Consider the following 16,376-nt stretch of genomic DNA (forward strand, 5'->3'; position numbering starts at 1 on the left):
AAAGGTAATTTTTTATGAAAGAAGAAATTCATAATACGTTAAAAACACTAAAATCGGGTGGTACTATACTGTACCCTACCGATACCGTATGGGGATTAGGATGTGATGCCACCAATGCAGAAGCGGTTAAAAAAATCTATGAATTAAAAAAGAGAGAAGAAAGTAAAGCGCTTATCTGTTTGGTTAGCGATGTAGTAATGCTTGAAAGAATATTTAGAGAGATCCCAGATGCTGCTTATGATATTATTGATTATTCAGATAACCCCACTACAATTATCTACGACAATCCGTCTGGTATAGCTAAAAATTTAGTAGCAGAAGACAATTCTCTTGCCGTTAGAGTGGTTAAAGATGAATTCTGTAAACAACTTATCTATAAACTAAACCGACCAATAGTTTCAACATCTGCCAATATTAGTAATACACCTACACCAAATTCATTTAAAGAAATTGACAATGAAATTTTATCAGGTGTTGACTATGTAGTAAATTTGCACCGCGAAAAAATTTGCTCCCAGCCATCCACTATTATTAAGCTCAGTGGTAGTGGTTTAGTAAAAATAATAAGAAAGTAATAAGAACAACTTCTTATACACAAAGCAAAAGGCTACTGTAAGAAGTTATTAATGTAATAGAACTTGAGAGAAATAAATCCCATAGAAGCCATACAAGATCCTATATTTAAAATTATAACACAAGCTGCTCAAAACATTGGTGTAGATTGTTATGTAATTGGGGGCTTCGTAAGAGATTTTTTGCTTAAAAGAGGTACACCTAAAGATATAGATGTAGTTGCAGTTGGTCGTGGTATTGAACTAGCCCAAGAAGTAGCAACACTATTTCCTCAAAAAACAAAAGTTCAGGTTTTTAAAAACTATGGTACAGCCATGGTAAAAACCAGCGATATAGAACTTGAGTTTGTAGGCGCAAGAAGGGAAAGCTATCGTAAAAATTCTAGAAATCCGATTGTTGAAGATGGAACTTTGCAAGACGATCAAAACCGTAGAGACTTTACCATTAACGCCTTAGCCATATCGTTAAACAAAGATTCTTTAGGATTCTTATTAGACCCGTTCAACGGACTCCAAGATTTAGAAGAGGGCATTATAAGAACCCCCTTAGATGCAGATATTACGTATTCTGACGATCCGTTACGAATGATGCGTGCTATACGTTTTGCTACACAGTTAAACTTTACAATTGAAGAAAAATCATTACAAGCAATTACTAGAAATAAAGACCGTATTAAAATTATTTCTAAGGAGCGTATTGTTGATGAATTACATAAAATTCTAAGTAGTAAGACTCCTTCTATAGGTTTTAAACTATTACTGCAAACAGGGTTATTAAAAATTATTTTGCCCGAGTTAACGGCACTTCAAGGTATAGAAGAAAAAGAAGGACAAAAACATAAAGATAACTTTTGGCACACGCTAGAGGTAGTAGATAATATTGCTACAGCTACCGATGATGTTTGGTTACGATGGTCTGCCCTGTTACACGATATTGGTAAAGCACCAACCAAACGATTTGATAAAAAAATTGGCTGGACATTTCACGGACACGAATTTGTAGGTTCTAAAATGGTATATAAACTATTTAAGCGTTTACATATGCCACTGAATGATAAAATGAAGTTTGTACAAAAATTGGTTTTAATGAGTTCTAGACCTATTGTATTAGCTCAGGATATTGTAACCGACTCAGCGGTTAGAAGATTAATATTTGATGCTGGAGACCATGTAGATGATCTTATGACCTTATGCGAGGCAGATATTACCACTAAGAACCCTAAGAAGTTTCAAAAATATCATAACAATTTTAAAATTGTTAGGCAGAAAATAGTAGAAGTTGAAGAGCGTGATCATGTTCGTAATTTTCAACCTCCCGTTAGTGGAGAAGAAATTATGAAAATATTTAATCTAAAGCCCTCCAGAGAAATCGGGATTATAAAAGATGCTATTAAAGAAGCTATTTTAGAAGGTGAAATCTCAAATGAGTATGAAGCTGCTTATCAATTTATGCTAGAACAAGGAAAAAAATTAGGCCTTAAAGCCGTAAAATAAAATGAAAAAAGACAACAAATACGTAGTGTACTGGTTACTTACCGGTTGCTTTTTAATTTTCATTATGGTGTTAGTTGGGGGGATTACCCGATTAACCCATTCCGGATTATCTATTTCAGACTATAAACTTATCACCGGTACAATACCTCCGATGAATGAGAAAGAATGGAACGATGCCTTTGAATTGTACAAGCAATTTCCTGAGTACCAAAAACTAAACAATCACTTTGCATTAGAAGATTTTAAAGACATTTACTTTTGGGAATGGTTACACAGACTTATAGGTAGACTTATTGGGGTTGTATTTATGATTCCTTTTGTCTACTTCCTTATTAAAAAGCAGTTATCTAAAGCTACCATAAAAAAATCAATTGTATTATTATTTCTGGGAAGCTTACAAGGTTTCTTTGGTTGGTACATGGTAAAGAGTGGATTAATAGACAGACCAGACGTTAGTCATTACCGCCTTGCTTTACACCTAACTACTGCCTTTATAACCTTTGCTGCTACACTTTGGGTGGCATTAGATATAATTTACCCTAATCGTAAAGCTATTAATAAGCAGTTTAGAAACTTAATTAGAATAGCGTTGGTAGTACTCCTAATTCAGATTATATGGGGTGGTTTTGTAGCAGGATTAGATGCTGGTTTTATTCATAACCACTGGCCTTTAATGAGCGAAGGAAAACTTATACACCCAACAGTATATACCGAACAAGAACCTTTTCTTTTAAACTTTTTTGAAGGCAAAAGTGGGGTGCAGTTTGCGCATAGGTACATTGCTTATATAGTAGTTGTTCTTATAGCAGCTATCTACTTTAAAGCTAAAAAATTAGCCATTACTCCTACTCAAAAAAAAGGGATAAATGCCCTTATGGTTATAGTAGGAATTCAATTTATACTTGGTGTATTTACATTATTACTAGTTGTACCGGTATGGTTAGGTGTTGCACACCAAATTGGAGCATTTTTCTTATTAAGCGCCATGACCTATACACTGCATCAATTTAGTAAATAAATACCGTATCTTTATTAAATTCAACACATTAAACAAATTTACAAATGATATATAAGTTTAGAATTATACTTGATACAGAAGAAGATATCTTTAGGGATATTGCCATTAAGGCTAATGTATCTATGGAAGATTTTCATAACGCTATTACGCAAGCTTTTGGTTTTGACGGAACTGAAATGGCTTCTTTTTACATGAGTGATAACGAATGGAGCCAAGGAGAGGAAATCTCTTTGTTTGACATGAGTGAAGGTACTTCTGAAGTAAAATTGATGAATGAGACCATTCTTGAAGATGTTGCTACCGAAGATCAACCTAAATTAATCTATGTATATGATTTCTTTAGTATGTGGACCTTCTTTGTAGAATTAGCAGAAGTGAGCGAAGAAGAAAGTGGCGAATCATATCCAATACTTTTATTTTCTCACGGAGAACTTCCCGAATCGGCTCCGGTTAAAGATTTTGAAGCGACTAATACACCAAGCGACCTTGGAAACTTTGACGCCCCAAACGACGATGAGGGTGATGATTACTCAGGATACGACAATCTTGACTTTGACGAAAACTGGAATTAAACAATAATATCAATAACCAAAAAAATAGTTTGCACCAATAATGATTAACTTATATCCTACACATATCGAAAGTCTATCTATACACAAGGTAGGTAACAAAAGTAAAAATGAAGGAGTATTCTTTTCTGAAAATCCATACCAGTTAAATGATGAAATTATAGGATTACTTAAAGAATATTTCTTTAGACCTTTTAGAGATAAGGAAGAAAATTATTTGCGTTTTGATGATGACGTAGATATTGAATTTAACGAGTTATATAAAATTTCATCTGAAATTTTTTCTAATCCATCTTCTATTCATGATAACTCTAAAAAGATTGCCACACACCTTTTTGAACAATCCAATCACCCTCATATAAAACCAGGAGAGCTATATGTTACCTATTTATCTGATGTGGTTTTAGATAACACTAAGATGGATGCTATTGGGATATTTAAAAGTGAGCTAAAACAAGACTTTCTGCAGTTTGAAGAAAATGGCGCAGATATTGACATTCTTATTAAACAAGGTATTAACATTAATAAATTAGACAAAGGCTGTATTATTTTAAATGTTAATAAAGAAGAAGGATACAAGTTATTATCTATTGATAGTAACAGATATGATGCTAAATATTGGTTAGAGAACTTTTTAAATGTAGATGCCTTAACAGATGAAACTTTCTATACCAAAAAATATTTAAAATTCTGTAAAGATTTTGCCAAGGATGTCGTTTTACCTGCTGAAGATAAAAAGGAAGAGGTTATGTTTATGAATCGTGCAGTTAATCACTTTGCAAAGAATGATGAATTTGAAGAAACATCATTTCTTAACGAGGTAATTGACAATCCTGATTTAATACCAGAATTTAAACACTATAAAGTAGAAAAAGGGCCTAAATATAGTATTGAGGATGTTTCTAATTTCCCGATAGCAAACAAGGCGGTGTCTGATGCTAGAAAAAAAATTAAAAACGTTATTAACTTAGATACAAACGTTCAGATTAAAATGGACTTTATTAATCCTGAAAGTGCTGAAAAATTTGTTGAAAAAGGCTGGGATGAAGAACGTCAAATGTACTACTACTTAGTGTATTTTAATAAAGAAGAAAAAAATTAATGAAATATTTACACTATCTAATGTTATGCAGTTTATTATTTATAGGCTGCTCTAATAAGGAAACTAAAGAAATAACGGATGGCTACCATATAGAAGGCTCTTTTATTACAGGTAATTACAGCGGTTATATCTTTTTAAACACACCTTATACAAAGGATAGTATATTAGTAAAAAACAATCGGTTTTTCTTTGATGGAAAAACCGATTTCCCTATTCAAGGATGGCTTACTACCACCAATAGCACTAATTTAGCATGGCTATATCTTGAAAATAGTAACATTGAGATTAAGCTTACCAACCCCGAAGCGTTACACGTAATCACTGTAAAAGGTTCTGAAAGTTATATTAAGAAAACTCGCTTTGAAAATTTCATTAATAATCATTACAATGACGCTAACTTTTATGATGCCGTAAAAGATTCTTTAACAATCTTCATAAAAAAGAATCCTAACCATAGTTTAAGTGGTAAATTTTTAGGGCAGATTGCCTCACAAAGTTGGATATTATCTGCAAAAGAAGTAGCTAATTTTAAGAAGCAGCTTGATACTACCAAACAAACCGGAAGTGATTTATTTGTAATTAATCAAGCTATTAAAAAATTAAACACCTATGGTATAGGAAATCAATTTAAAGACTTTGACATTTATAATCTTGACGGAAAGATTGTTTCTACCAATACAGTAAATGCTCCTTATTTGTTAGTAGACTTTTGGGCTAGCTGGTGCGTGCCTTGCAGAAAACAAAACCCAGAATGGGTTAAACTTTATCAAGAATTTCATACCAAAGGATTTAACATCCTTAGCATATCAATTGAAGACGGCATAGATACTTGGAAAAAAGGGATTGAAAAAGATCATCTTGAATGGAATCACCTGCGATCAGGAGAAGAATTTGATAGTCCTTTAGCTCAATATTACCAACTATATAGCATCCCTTACAATATCGTAATTGATAAAAACAGAAAAGTAATTGGTGTAAACGTTGAACCTAAACAACTAAAATATCTACTAGAAAAATCACTGCATTAATCTGGTCATATTTACATCTTCATAATTTCTTTTAATAAAGTCTATTGCTGCAATTAACACCTCTCCCATATTAGTAGCTCTTTTAAACTGCAGATCATTAGTAAAGTTAAAAATTTCCATTTTTAAACTTTCAACATATTCAGATTTCGAAATATGATCATCTTTCATACACTCTAGCAAATCACCTAATTGTTCTATCGAGTTTAAAATACGCTTTGCCACTATTGAACGTTCCTCTACCTTATATTGATTAATGGATGTTTTTAAAAGTTTAGAACGCACTAGTTCAACCATAGTACTATTCTCTTTAAAAAACTGAGGACGGTATATTTTCAATCTCCCCTCATAATTCTGCTGATCAAAATCTATAGCTCTCACTTTATATACCACATGATCAAAATCGGGTGTTACCACAAAGACATAATTATAGCTCCGCATATCACCTAAAAGTCTAATCATACAACGTTCATTAAACTTCACAAATTCTTTGGCTATTTGCGACTTCTGAAACTCGGTGCATTTAGGCAAATATTCTTTAATAAAAACATCTCCTGGTATACCGGCAATATGCTCTTCTATCAGAGTATCTTTATGTACTAAATAATTTAAATTATAAGGCGACAGCATATGTTCTAATTCTAGTCCGTAGATTCTCGAGGCATCTGCTTTTTTTATGTAGAAATACGTGAAATTATCATTTAAAACATTACGCACCTTAATTCTAAAAGGTTGAGAATTACCGAACGTACAAAAGTCAATAGTGTCTACGCTAAGATATTGAAGAATATCATCATTCCCATCAGAAATTAAAATTGAATATACTTTTTTTAAAGCGTAATCAATTTCTTCTCTTTCAAATTCGTTATAATAAACACGCAACCAAAGTGTATCGTTATCATCTTCATCATATACCACAATGGAGCCAGAAAACCTAAGAAGATCTTCATAAAAAATCGGAATCTTTATGTTCCTGCTATACTCATTTAAGTACGCATTTAATTTTTCTGAAATAGGAAAACTAGGCTTCTTTTTAGACATTAAATCGTCTCCCATAATATACTGCTTTGTTCAAAAATAAGATTTCTTGTAACAAAACCCCTTATAAAACGTCAAGTTTATAAACCCTAAAAGTAAATGCTATTTTGAAAACAATACTAACAATTAACAACCTTACCAAAAAATATGGCAAACTTACTGCCGTAAGTGACCTAAGTTTCACTATTGAAAAAGGAAATGTTTATGGAATTTTAGGCCCTAACGGAAGCGGTAAATCTACCACCTTAGGAATCATATTAAATGTAGTAAATAAAACTTCTGGAGACTTCCAATGGTTTAACGGCACTACAACCCATCAGGCATTAAAAAAAGTTGGAGCCATCATAGAGCGCCCTAACTTTTATCCGTATATGACAGCTCAAGAAAATTTGAAATTGGTATGCAAAATAAAAGAAGTACCTGAGAGTAAAATAGAAGAGAAATTAAAATTAGTAGGACTTTGGGAGCGAAAAAATGACAAGTTTAAAACGTTCTCATTAGGTATGAAACAACGTTTAGCTATTAGTTCTGCACTACTTAATGATCCTGAAATATTAATATTAGATGAACCTACAAACGGCTTAGACCCACAAGGTATTCACCAAATAAGAGAAATTATCATTCAAATTGCTGAAACCGGAACAACTATTTTACTAGCTTCTCACCTTTTAGATGAAGTAGAAAAAGTATGTACGCATGTGGTTGTACTGCAAAAAGGTATTCGACTCTATTCTGGTAGAGTAGATCAAATGGTTGCCAGTTATGGATATTTTGAAATAAACGCAGAAGATCAAAGCAAACTTACTTCCTTATTAAATAATCACGAAGCATTTGGAAATATATCACATACAAAAAGTGGCGTACTTAATGTTATTCTAACTCAGGATATAAACGCAGAAGATGTTAACAAATACTTATTCGAAAATGGTGTTATAGTGAATCATCTAGTGAAAAAGAAAGAAAGCCTAGAAGAAAAATTTTTACAACTAACCTCTCAACAATCCTAATCTTATTATGAAACGTTTATTAGAAATAGAATTTATAAAACTATGGAATAGTAGATCCAGTAGGATACTAATTATATCATATTTTGCGCTACTTTCTCTTATTAGTATTTTGACAACGATCGATTTTAGCTTTGGAAAAATTCAATTCAGATTAGCAGAACAGGGAATATTCAACTTTCCGTATATATGGCATATAAATACTTTTATCGCAGGGGTTTTAAAAATATTCATTGCTATTGTTATCGTATCCATGATGTCTAATGAATACAGTAACAAAACCCTAAAACAAAACCTTATTGACGGCCTAAGCAAGAAAGAATTTGTTTTATCTAAATTTTATATGGTAGTTGTATTTTCATTAATATCTACCATCTTTATTGCCACAGTAACATTAATCCTAGGGCTTATCTACTCCGATTATAAAACAGCTTCAATAATTTTTACCGATACCGAATTTCTTTTATCCTATTTTGTAAAACTTGTAGGTTTCTTTAGTCTTTGCTTATTTTTAGGAATGTTAGTAAGAAAATCGGCATTTGCATTAGGTTTTTTATTTATTTGGTATATACTTGAATGGTTATTTTTTGGGCTATTAAATTATGTTTTGCCAGACAATTCTGAAATACCTGGGAAAATATTTAAATTCCTACCTATACAATCGTTATCGAACCTCATAAAAGAACCCGTTTCAAGATTTAATGCGGTTATGACATTAGCGAATCAAGTGGGAGAAGATTTAACAAGAGATTACACTACACATTGGTACGAATATACTATCGTTATAATATGGACATTATTTTTCCTATTTTTTACATATATCACACTCAAAAGGAGAAATTTATAAACTCTTTTATTATATTTGGGGCTTAAACCACCCAACTATGCTAAAAAAATACTTTTTTTTAATTATTTTAACATTATCGGTAAATATTGTTAAATCTCAAGTAGAAGCAATTAATTGGTACTTTGGACAAAATGCTGGAATTGCTTTTGACCCTATAACCTATGATTTTATAGGTACTGTGAGTGGTTCACTAGCTACCTTAGAGGGTTGTGCATCTATTAGTGATTCAAATGGTATACTATTCTATACAGATGGTACTACAGTTTACAATGCTAATGATAATATAATGCCCAATGGCACAGGTTTAAACGGTAATAGCTCAAGTACACAATCTGCTATTATTGTTCCTTTTGTTGATGACAACACCAAGTATTATATTTTTACGGTAGATGATAATGGCGGCCCCTTTTCTTACACTGTTGTAGATATGACATTAGATGGTGGAAATGGAGATGTTGATACTTCGCAATTGAATGTAACATTACTGCCTAATACCACTGAAAAAATATGTGTAACGGAGATAGAAGATTCAGAAAACGGGTATTGGGTAATTACCTATGGTCCGTCTGCTACATCTACCTCCAATTATAACCGAATGTATGCCTATAAACTAACCAATACAGGCATTGACACCTCACCGGTTATTTCAACTTTTGGTTATACAACCAATGAAGAACGAGGGTATTTAAAGATTTCCCCAGATGGAACAAAAATTGCCTGTGCTACCTTAGAAACAGATAGATTATATTTATATGATTTTAACGCTACCACTGGAGTGGTTACAAATGAACTTCAACTAGGGATTGCAACTGCAGCAGATTATCCTTACGGAATAGAATTTTCACCAGATAGTAGTTTATTATATTGTGCAGCAGTAAACTCAAGTGGTTCAGGTGGATCAGGATACACTTCTTCGCTTATACAATATGATCTTCAAGCTGCGGACATTGTTATGTCTCAAGTAGAGATTTATACTGGAAGTGGTTACCGCGGTGCACTTCAACTGGGTCCCGATCGTAAAATATATAGAACAGTTCCTGATGGCTATTCTTCATCATTTGCTACAAGTTCCTTAAGTGTTATTAATAATCCTAACCAATTAGGAACAGCTTGTAATTATGTTGAAGATGATATTGATTTATCTTTTGGAGGTGCTACACAAGGTTTACCTCCATTTATTTCCTCAATTTTTAATGCTTCATTCGATCATGAAAATTTATGTTATGGGGAAACCACTCAATTTACACTGGAAGTTAACAATCTTAATGATGTAGACTCCGTAGTTTGGCACTTTGACGACCCTAGTTCAGGCACTAATAATGTAAGTTTAGATATTAATCCTACACACGTATTTACTCAACCCGGCAACTATAATGTAACTATTGAAGTATTATACACAGATGGTAGTACTAGTGATGAAAGTGAAAACGTTACCATTTACCAAACACCTACTATTGTAAATGTATCTGATTGGTTAGCATGTACAGTAAACCTTAACGGTAACTACACATTTGACTTCACCGAAAAAGATAATGAAGCAACCTCAAACAATAGTGCTTTAATAGCTACGTATTACCATACTTTTACAGATGCAGAAAACGACACAGACCCAATAACAACTCCATATAATTATACTTCCAATGTTGACGAAGTTATTTATGTAAAAGTTATAAACCCTTTAAATCCAAATTGTTCCTATATAGATTCCTTTACAATCTCAACAGCAGTAGAACCGGTTATTAACGCAATGACAGATATTACTGCATGTGAAGATATTGATTACGATTATATAAATATCGATCTTACAGATAAAATAACTGAAGCCTACGGTACCCAAAGTGCTTCTGATTTTGATATTTCATTTCACACTTCGCAAGGTGATGCTGAGAATGGTATAAATCCAATAAGTGTAAACCACACCAATGATGAAGATGACGAAACTATATACGTAAGACTAGAAAATACAGACCACCACGAATGTTATAGTATTGGTACATTTACTATTATAATATTTGACACTCCGGTACCCGGACAACCCGTTGACATATATGCTTGTTTAGATGCAACTACCGGTACTGCAGACTTTGATGTATCAGATGTAGAGACTATTCTTAAAAATGGTACACATCCTGAAAATATAGACATTACAACAACAAGTTTATATTATGACGAAAATGGAAATATCATTGGAGATGACGGATTAGCAAGTCCTTTTACATCGGGTTCTCAAACAATTACAGCTCAGCTAACAAATAGTCATACTCAGTGTACTTCTACAGGTACTATGGATAATTTCACCTATAATGGAGATGCTTTTATAAACGCTACCAACGACCTCATTCAACTTACGCAAGCTGAAAATACACCAGACGCCAATGGTAATATGGGAAGCGCATGGTCTAACATTATGATTGATCTTACAAATGATTTCTCTATTGACGCTGAGTTATTCTTTGGAACATATGATTCAGGGGCTGATGGGATTGCTTTTGTATTACAGCCATTAACGGTAAACGCAGGTTCTGTAGGTGGTGGTTTAGGATACCAAGGAATTTCCCCTTCCTTAGCAGTGGAATTTGACACTTACGCAAACGGTACAGACCCTATAATAAACGACCATGTAGCTATTATTTCAGATGGTCAAGCCAATGTAAACTCAGCACATTCAGAATTTACAGCACCAGCTGACTTAGGAAACATAGAAGATAATTTCTGGCATGACGTTAATATCACATACGATTCAACTACACAAACTTTTACAGTTACCCTTGATGGTACTATTGTACAAACAGCTACTATTGATCTTGTAAATGATATATTTGGAGGTAGTTCTTATGTTTATTGGGGCTTCACTGGTTCAACTGGGGCTGCTACAAACACACAACAAGTTATTATTAACAATTTCTGCGTTGCTCAAGAAGATATTGGATGTCCTGAATATGTTACATTTAATCTTATAGCTGTTCCTGAATTCACTATGGCCCCTATAGATCAAATAGAAGAATGTGATGATGACAACGATGGTTTTATTACGTTTGACACATCCAACATCCAAAGTTTAGTAGAAAGTAACTTTACAAATTTAGATAGATACGAGATAGAATTTTATGATGGTAATAATGACTTCATAGCAGCTACTTTTCCTAGTACATACTATAATGTTGTTGCCAATACCGAAACCATAACGGTTGGTGTTACAGACATTTTATCAGGTTGTTACGTTACTAATACATTTGACCTTATTGTTAACCCAAAACCTGAAATTATCGTTCCTACTCCACTTTATGGTTGTAATAACGGTACTGGGAATCATACATTTTTATTAAATGAAAAGACTGCAGAAATCTTAAATGGACAATCGGACATCAGTGTTCTTTATTACGACTCTATGACCGATTTAATATCGGGTGCAGCATCACTACCAAACGCATACACAAGCTCTACACCAACCCACACTATATACGTAAAGTTGGTTCACAACATAACAGGTTGCTGGAATAGCACTACACTAGAGTTGATTATTATGGATCCGCCTACTGTCAATACTCCAAATGAGTTGGCATATTGTGATGATGATAATGATGGGTTTGGAGAATTTGATATTCAAAGCATATACAGTTCTGTAATACCTAACGATTCTTACACTTATAACGTTTCAATACATGAAACGCATACCGATGCAGAAAATGATGTAAACCAACAATATTCTCCATATGAGAATATATACCCAGATACACAAACCTTACATGTTAGAGTAGAAAATACTACAACAGGATGCTACTCAATTGTTCCTTTACAATTATATGTACATCCTACTCCCGAAGTTTCATATGACTTACCTGCACTAGAACTTTGTGATGATGAAGTTGCTGACGGTCTAACAGAATTTGACTTAAGTTTACAAGACGAAGATGTGTATGGTTCACAAAGCATTTCTGATTATACTGTAAGCTATTATGGATCATACAATGCAGCAGCATTAGGCATGGCTGCATTACCAAATTACTATACTAATTCAACTCCTTATCTTCAGACAATTTGGGTTCGCTTAGAAGACAACTTAACAGGGTGTCCTACTATTCGTAGTTTTGACCTTATTGTTAATCCTAACCCGGTAATTGATACTAATTATGATAATGATTTAGCCCTTTGTGATGATTTTGGAGAAATAGGAGACGAAATTACGGTGTTTGATTTAACTGTTGAAAATGACGAAATCACTGGTGGTTTTAACGGATATGCAGTTACCTATTATGAAACACTAGCAGATGCTAAGGACGCTACCAATGTTGTACCAGATGATACCGCATACACAAATACATTAGGTAATCCATCTACATTATATGTTAGAGTTGAAGATTTAAATACGGGATGTTATTCTACAACTTCAGTTACCTTAAGAGTACTTAACAATCCTTCACCATTAACAGACATAGACCCTATAGAAACTTGTGATGATGATTTAGATGGAGACGAGAATAATGGTCAAGCTGAATTTGATTTAACAATCTACGAAGAAGCCTTATTAAATGGAGAAACAGATGTTACTGCTGCTTATTACGAAACATATAATGATGCATATAATGCAACAAATGCAATTAGTAATTCAACAGCATATTATAATATTACTCCAGATTTACAAACCATCTACGTTGCGGTAACAAACAACAATACCGGATGTTTAACCATTGTAGATTTTGATTTAATTGTGAATCCGTCACCAGATGTTGTGGACGAAACCACTTATTACCTGTGTGAAAAAGATAATGATGATGAAGAGTCTATTTTATTAACAGATATGGATAATTGGGTAATGCAAGGAGCAGATACCTCTGGATATGTAATTACCTATTACGAAACAGAAGTACATGCTATTAATGATGAGTATGAATATGCTGGTCCTTCAATTACCATTACAGGAACCGAAGATATAGCTGTAAGAGTAGTAGATACACTTACAGGATGTATACAAACATTAGCATACACTATTGATATTGAACAAGCCCCTTTAGCTAATACCCCAAGAACGTATGCTATTTGTGAAAGTTTAGGTTCAGACGGATATTATAACAATGACGGTGTCGAAGTTTTTGATTTAACAACAAAAATTGATGAGATTATGGCAGGGCAATCTCAAACAGCCTATACTATAACTTTCTACACTAGTTATGATAACGCTCTTAATCAAGAGAATCCTATGGATGATACCGATATAGCTACTTATGAAACAGGGAGCACCACCGTGTACGCCGTTGTTACCAATAATAATACAGGTTGTACCAATGGAGAACCTATCGCAGTAGAATTGATTGTTGAGCCTTTACCGGAAGTTACTCTAAATGAACAAACCGGAATTATTTGTACAGACGCTACGAACAATCCTATCTTAGGAACCGATTTAGGTGAAGGTTATGAATATGCATGGAATAATGGGGCTACCACCCCTACTCTAGAAGCCACAGAAGGTGGTGAGTACTATGTTACTGTTACTAACACAAACACAATCAATCAATGTAGTTACGAAACAAACCATATATATTTCGACGAAGCTTCTTTACCATCTGTTACACCAACAGTACTTCAATCGGAAATGTTTAATGGAGACAATACCATAGAGGTTATTGCAGAAGGAGTTGGCGCTTCAGATTATAGCTTCCAATTAGATGATGATGAAATTCAATATACAGGTCTATTTACAGATGTTCAACCTGGAGTGCATAGTATTACAATTACTGAGCTTAACGGTTGTGGTACACTAAAATTAGAAGTAAGTGTAATAGACTACATGAAATATTTTACTCCTAATGGAGATGGTGTTAATGATACTTGGAAAGTAATTGGATTAGAAAACCAAACCAACGCTCAAATATTTATATTTGACAGACAAGGTAAAATGGTAAAACAAATGAGTTCAACAAGTGAAGGTTGGAATGGTACATATAACGGAAACATGTTACCATCAAGTGACTATTGGTTTAAAGTTGTTTACACAGAACCTAACTCAGGCAAAGTAAAAGAATTTAACAGTCACTTCTCTTTAAAACGATAATTCATTCGTATAAAGTAAAACTCATATTTTATTAAAAGCAGCAGTAGTTATTTCTACTGCTGCTTTTTTTTAAGCATCTTTGTACTAAACAATTAAGATTTTAATCTTAATACTTTTCCTATATAAAAATACTTAAATACCACATTGTACGTTATATAAGCAAAGTATTTTTTACTACTTTTACCTCCCCACACAATTTTATTAATACCAACCATTAGTATATATAAAAAAAAATGAATCAGAAAACAAGATTACGAATTGCATTATTAATCTTAATCACTCCGCTATTCTTTTGCCAAAAAACAGTTGCACAAGATGTATCTGATTATGTAGAGTATGTATGCTCTAACCAATCACTAGCCGCACAATCGCCTACAAGTACAGGGGTCAATAATATATTTACACCTTGTTCTAGTCAATCACTATCAGATGATTTAGCTTTTTATTATGTACAAATAGAATCAGGTACCACATTTACCTTTGTAATGAGCCCTACCAATAATATTGATTTTGATTTTGCTTCATGGAAAAACCCAGATTTAACAAACGTAGGCACAGCAGACAGAGGCTCGCAAAACTCACCTGTATCAACAGGTATTTATAACATAGGACTAAGTCTCACTGCAACAGATCTATGTGAAACAGGAGGATCTACCGGAGCTCCTGAACCAGGAAAAGTAAGATATTATGACGTTACTGCTGGAGACAAAATTTTAATTGCTATTGACAGATGGGATGGTGCAGCATCCGGATTTACCTTATCGTTTGGAGGTGATGCCGTATTATCTTGTTTATTTGATGGTGGCGATTATTATACCTGTGATAATGATGCTGACGGTGAAGAAACTTTTAATTTAGACGCTATTGGTGCTGAAATCACAAATAATAGTACTGCCGTACAACTATCCTATTATGAAACAACAACAGATGCCAATAACGGTACTAACCCAATAACCACCACCACCAACTATACGGTTAATGCTTCTAACACATCTAGCACTGAAATATATGTAGCCGTTAAAAATGCATCCGGATCATTAATTCGCGTTGAAGAAGTTTCTTTACATGTAAATACCGGCCCTTCAACTACTACAGTAGACAACATTTCAGAGTGCGACACTGGAACACAAAATGGATTTACAAGTTTTGATTTAACTTCAGTTGAATCGGATATACTAAACGGACAAACAAACATTTCCATAAATTATTACACATCTCTATCGGATGCTGAAGCCGGCAACTCTGCTATCAGTTCACCCTCAAATTTCACTAATACAGTCGCCAATGGTCAAACCATTTACATTAGACTAGATAACAATACTACGGGATGTTATAGCATTACATCTTTTGAAATAGATGTATTACAATCACCACAAGCAATAGCCCCTACTCCTTTATACGGCTGTGACAATGATGGTGATGGATACTATACATTTAGCTTGAACGATAAAAATTTAGAAATTCTAAACGGACAAACAAATGTAAGTGTAACCTATTATGCCACGCAAGCGGATCTACAATCTGAAACCAACCCGTTACCTAATTCATATACAAATACAGCTATACCATCAGAAACTATACATGTATTAGTACAAAGTGGTGCCACAAACTGTACATTGGCCACCAGCACCACCACATTGCAATTAATTGTTGTAGAC

11 protein-coding genes are annotated in these 16,376 nt (G+C 33.5%); 10 read left to right on the plus strand and 1 reads right to left on the minus strand.

Annotated elements, in window-relative coordinates; all coding sequences use genetic code 11:
* Nucleotides 1–14 precede the first annotated feature (14 nt).
* The 6 genes from NBRC110019_RS13260 to NBRC110019_RS13285 all read left to right on the plus strand — a co-directional run bounded on the left by NBRC110019_RS13260 (nucleotide 15) and on the right by NBRC110019_RS13285 (nucleotide 5,783).
* On the plus strand, nucleotides 15–575 hold the full coding sequence (locus tag NBRC110019_RS13260) for an L-threonylcarbamoyladenylate synthase (protein ID WP_281755628.1): 561 nt from the start codon (nucleotides 15–17) through the stop codon (nucleotides 573–575).
* Between the two features lie 72 nt (nucleotides 576–647).
* Nucleotides 648–2,066, plus strand: coding sequence for a CCA tRNA nucleotidyltransferase (locus NBRC110019_RS13265; RefSeq protein WP_281755647.1), 1,419 nt, complete (start codon nucleotides 648–650; stop codon nucleotides 2,064–2,066).
* A gap of 1 nt (nucleotide 2,067) precedes the next feature.
* Nucleotides 2,068–3,084: a COX15/CtaA family protein gene (locus NBRC110019_RS13270; RefSeq protein ID WP_281755630.1), complete on the plus strand. Its 1,017-nt coding sequence runs from the start codon at nucleotides 2,068–2,070 to the stop codon at nucleotides 3,082–3,084.
* Nucleotides 3,085–3,128: 44 nt separating this feature from the next.
* Nucleotides 3,129–3,656, plus strand: coding sequence for an IS1096 element passenger TnpR family protein (locus tag NBRC110019_RS13275; RefSeq protein WP_281755631.1), 528 nt, complete (start codon nucleotides 3,129–3,131; stop codon nucleotides 3,654–3,656).
* Between the two features lie 40 nt (nucleotides 3,657–3,696).
* Nucleotides 3,697–4,755 carry a nucleoid-associated protein gene (locus tag NBRC110019_RS13280; protein ID WP_281755633.1) on the plus strand — a complete coding sequence of 353 codons (1,059 nt, stop codon included), beginning with the start codon at nucleotides 3,697–3,699 and terminating at the stop codon, nucleotides 4,753–4,755.
* Nucleotides 4,755–5,783: a TlpA disulfide reductase family protein gene (locus tag NBRC110019_RS13285; protein WP_281755635.1), complete on the plus strand. Its 1,029-nt coding sequence runs from the start codon at nucleotides 4,755–4,757 to the stop codon at nucleotides 5,781–5,783. Before NBRC110019_RS13280 ends, NBRC110019_RS13285 begins: the two co-directional genes overlap by 1 nt.
* Here the strand turns inward: NBRC110019_RS13285 and NBRC110019_RS13290 are convergent.
* Nucleotides 5,772–6,836 carry a hypothetical protein gene (locus NBRC110019_RS13290; RefSeq protein ID WP_281755637.1) on the minus strand — a complete coding sequence of 355 codons (1,065 nt, stop codon included), beginning with the start codon at nucleotides 6,834–6,836 and terminating at the stop codon, nucleotides 5,772–5,774. The two genes, NBRC110019_RS13285 and NBRC110019_RS13290, sit on opposite strands and share 12 nt — an antisense overlap.
* An 89-nt stretch (nucleotides 6,837–6,925) precedes the next feature.
* Between NBRC110019_RS13290 and NBRC110019_RS13295 the strand changes: the two genes are divergently transcribed.
* The 4 genes from NBRC110019_RS13295 to NBRC110019_RS13310 all read left to right on the plus strand — a co-directional run.
* Nucleotides 6,926–7,825 carry an ABC transporter ATP-binding protein gene (locus tag NBRC110019_RS13295; protein WP_281755639.1) on the plus strand — a complete coding sequence of 300 codons (900 nt, stop codon included), beginning with the start codon at nucleotides 6,926–6,928 and terminating at the stop codon, nucleotides 7,823–7,825.
* 7 nt (nucleotides 7,826–7,832) lie between these two features.
* Complete coding sequence (locus NBRC110019_RS13300) at nucleotides 7,833–8,669, plus strand: ABC transporter permease (protein WP_281755641.1); 837 nt, start codon at nucleotides 7,833–7,835, stop codon at nucleotides 8,667–8,669.
* 37 nt (nucleotides 8,670–8,706) lie between these two features.
* Nucleotides 8,707–14,718 (plus strand): FIDD domain-containing protein, encoded by a 6,012-nt coding sequence (locus NBRC110019_RS13305; protein WP_281755643.1) that lies wholly within the window; start codon nucleotides 8,707–8,709, stop codon nucleotides 14,716–14,718.
* A gap of 233 nt (nucleotides 14,719–14,951) precedes the next feature.
* On the plus strand, nucleotides 14,952–16,376 hold a 1,425-nt coding region (locus NBRC110019_RS13310), incomplete at its 3' end, for an FIDD domain-containing protein (protein WP_507764119.1).

It is taken from the genome of Neptunitalea chrysea (genome assembly GCF_027924145.1).
GTDB classification, from domain to species: Bacteria; Bacteroidota; Bacteroidia; order Flavobacteriales; family Flavobacteriaceae; genus Neptunitalea; species Neptunitalea chrysea.

Coding starts and splice junctions, on each gene's coding strand:
- NBRC110019_RS13260 (WP_281755628.1), top strand. CDS start 15: ATGAAAGAAGAAATTCATAATACGTTAAAAACACTAAAATCGGGTGGT.
- NBRC110019_RS13305 (WP_281755643.1), top strand. CDS start 8,707: ATGCTAAAAAAATACTTTTTTTTAATTATTTTAACATTATCGGTAAAT.
- NBRC110019_RS13280 (WP_281755633.1), top strand. CDS start 3,697: ATGATTAACTTATATCCTACACATATCGAAAGTCTATCTATACACAAG.
- NBRC110019_RS13290 (WP_281755637.1), bottom strand. CDS start 6,836: ATGGGAGACGATTTAATGTCTAAAAAGAAGCCTAGTTTTCCTATTTCA.
- NBRC110019_RS13285 (WP_281755635.1), top strand. CDS start 4,755: ATGAAATATTTACACTATCTAATGTTATGCAGTTTATTATTTATAGGC.
- NBRC110019_RS13300 (WP_281755641.1), top strand. CDS start 7,833: ATGAAACGTTTATTAGAAATAGAATTTATAAAACTATGGAATAGTAGA.
- NBRC110019_RS13275 (WP_281755631.1), top strand. CDS start 3,129: ATGATATATAAGTTTAGAATTATACTTGATACAGAAGAAGATATCTTT.
- NBRC110019_RS13270 (WP_281755630.1), top strand. CDS start 2,068: ATGAAAAAAGACAACAAATACGTAGTGTACTGGTTACTTACCGGTTGC.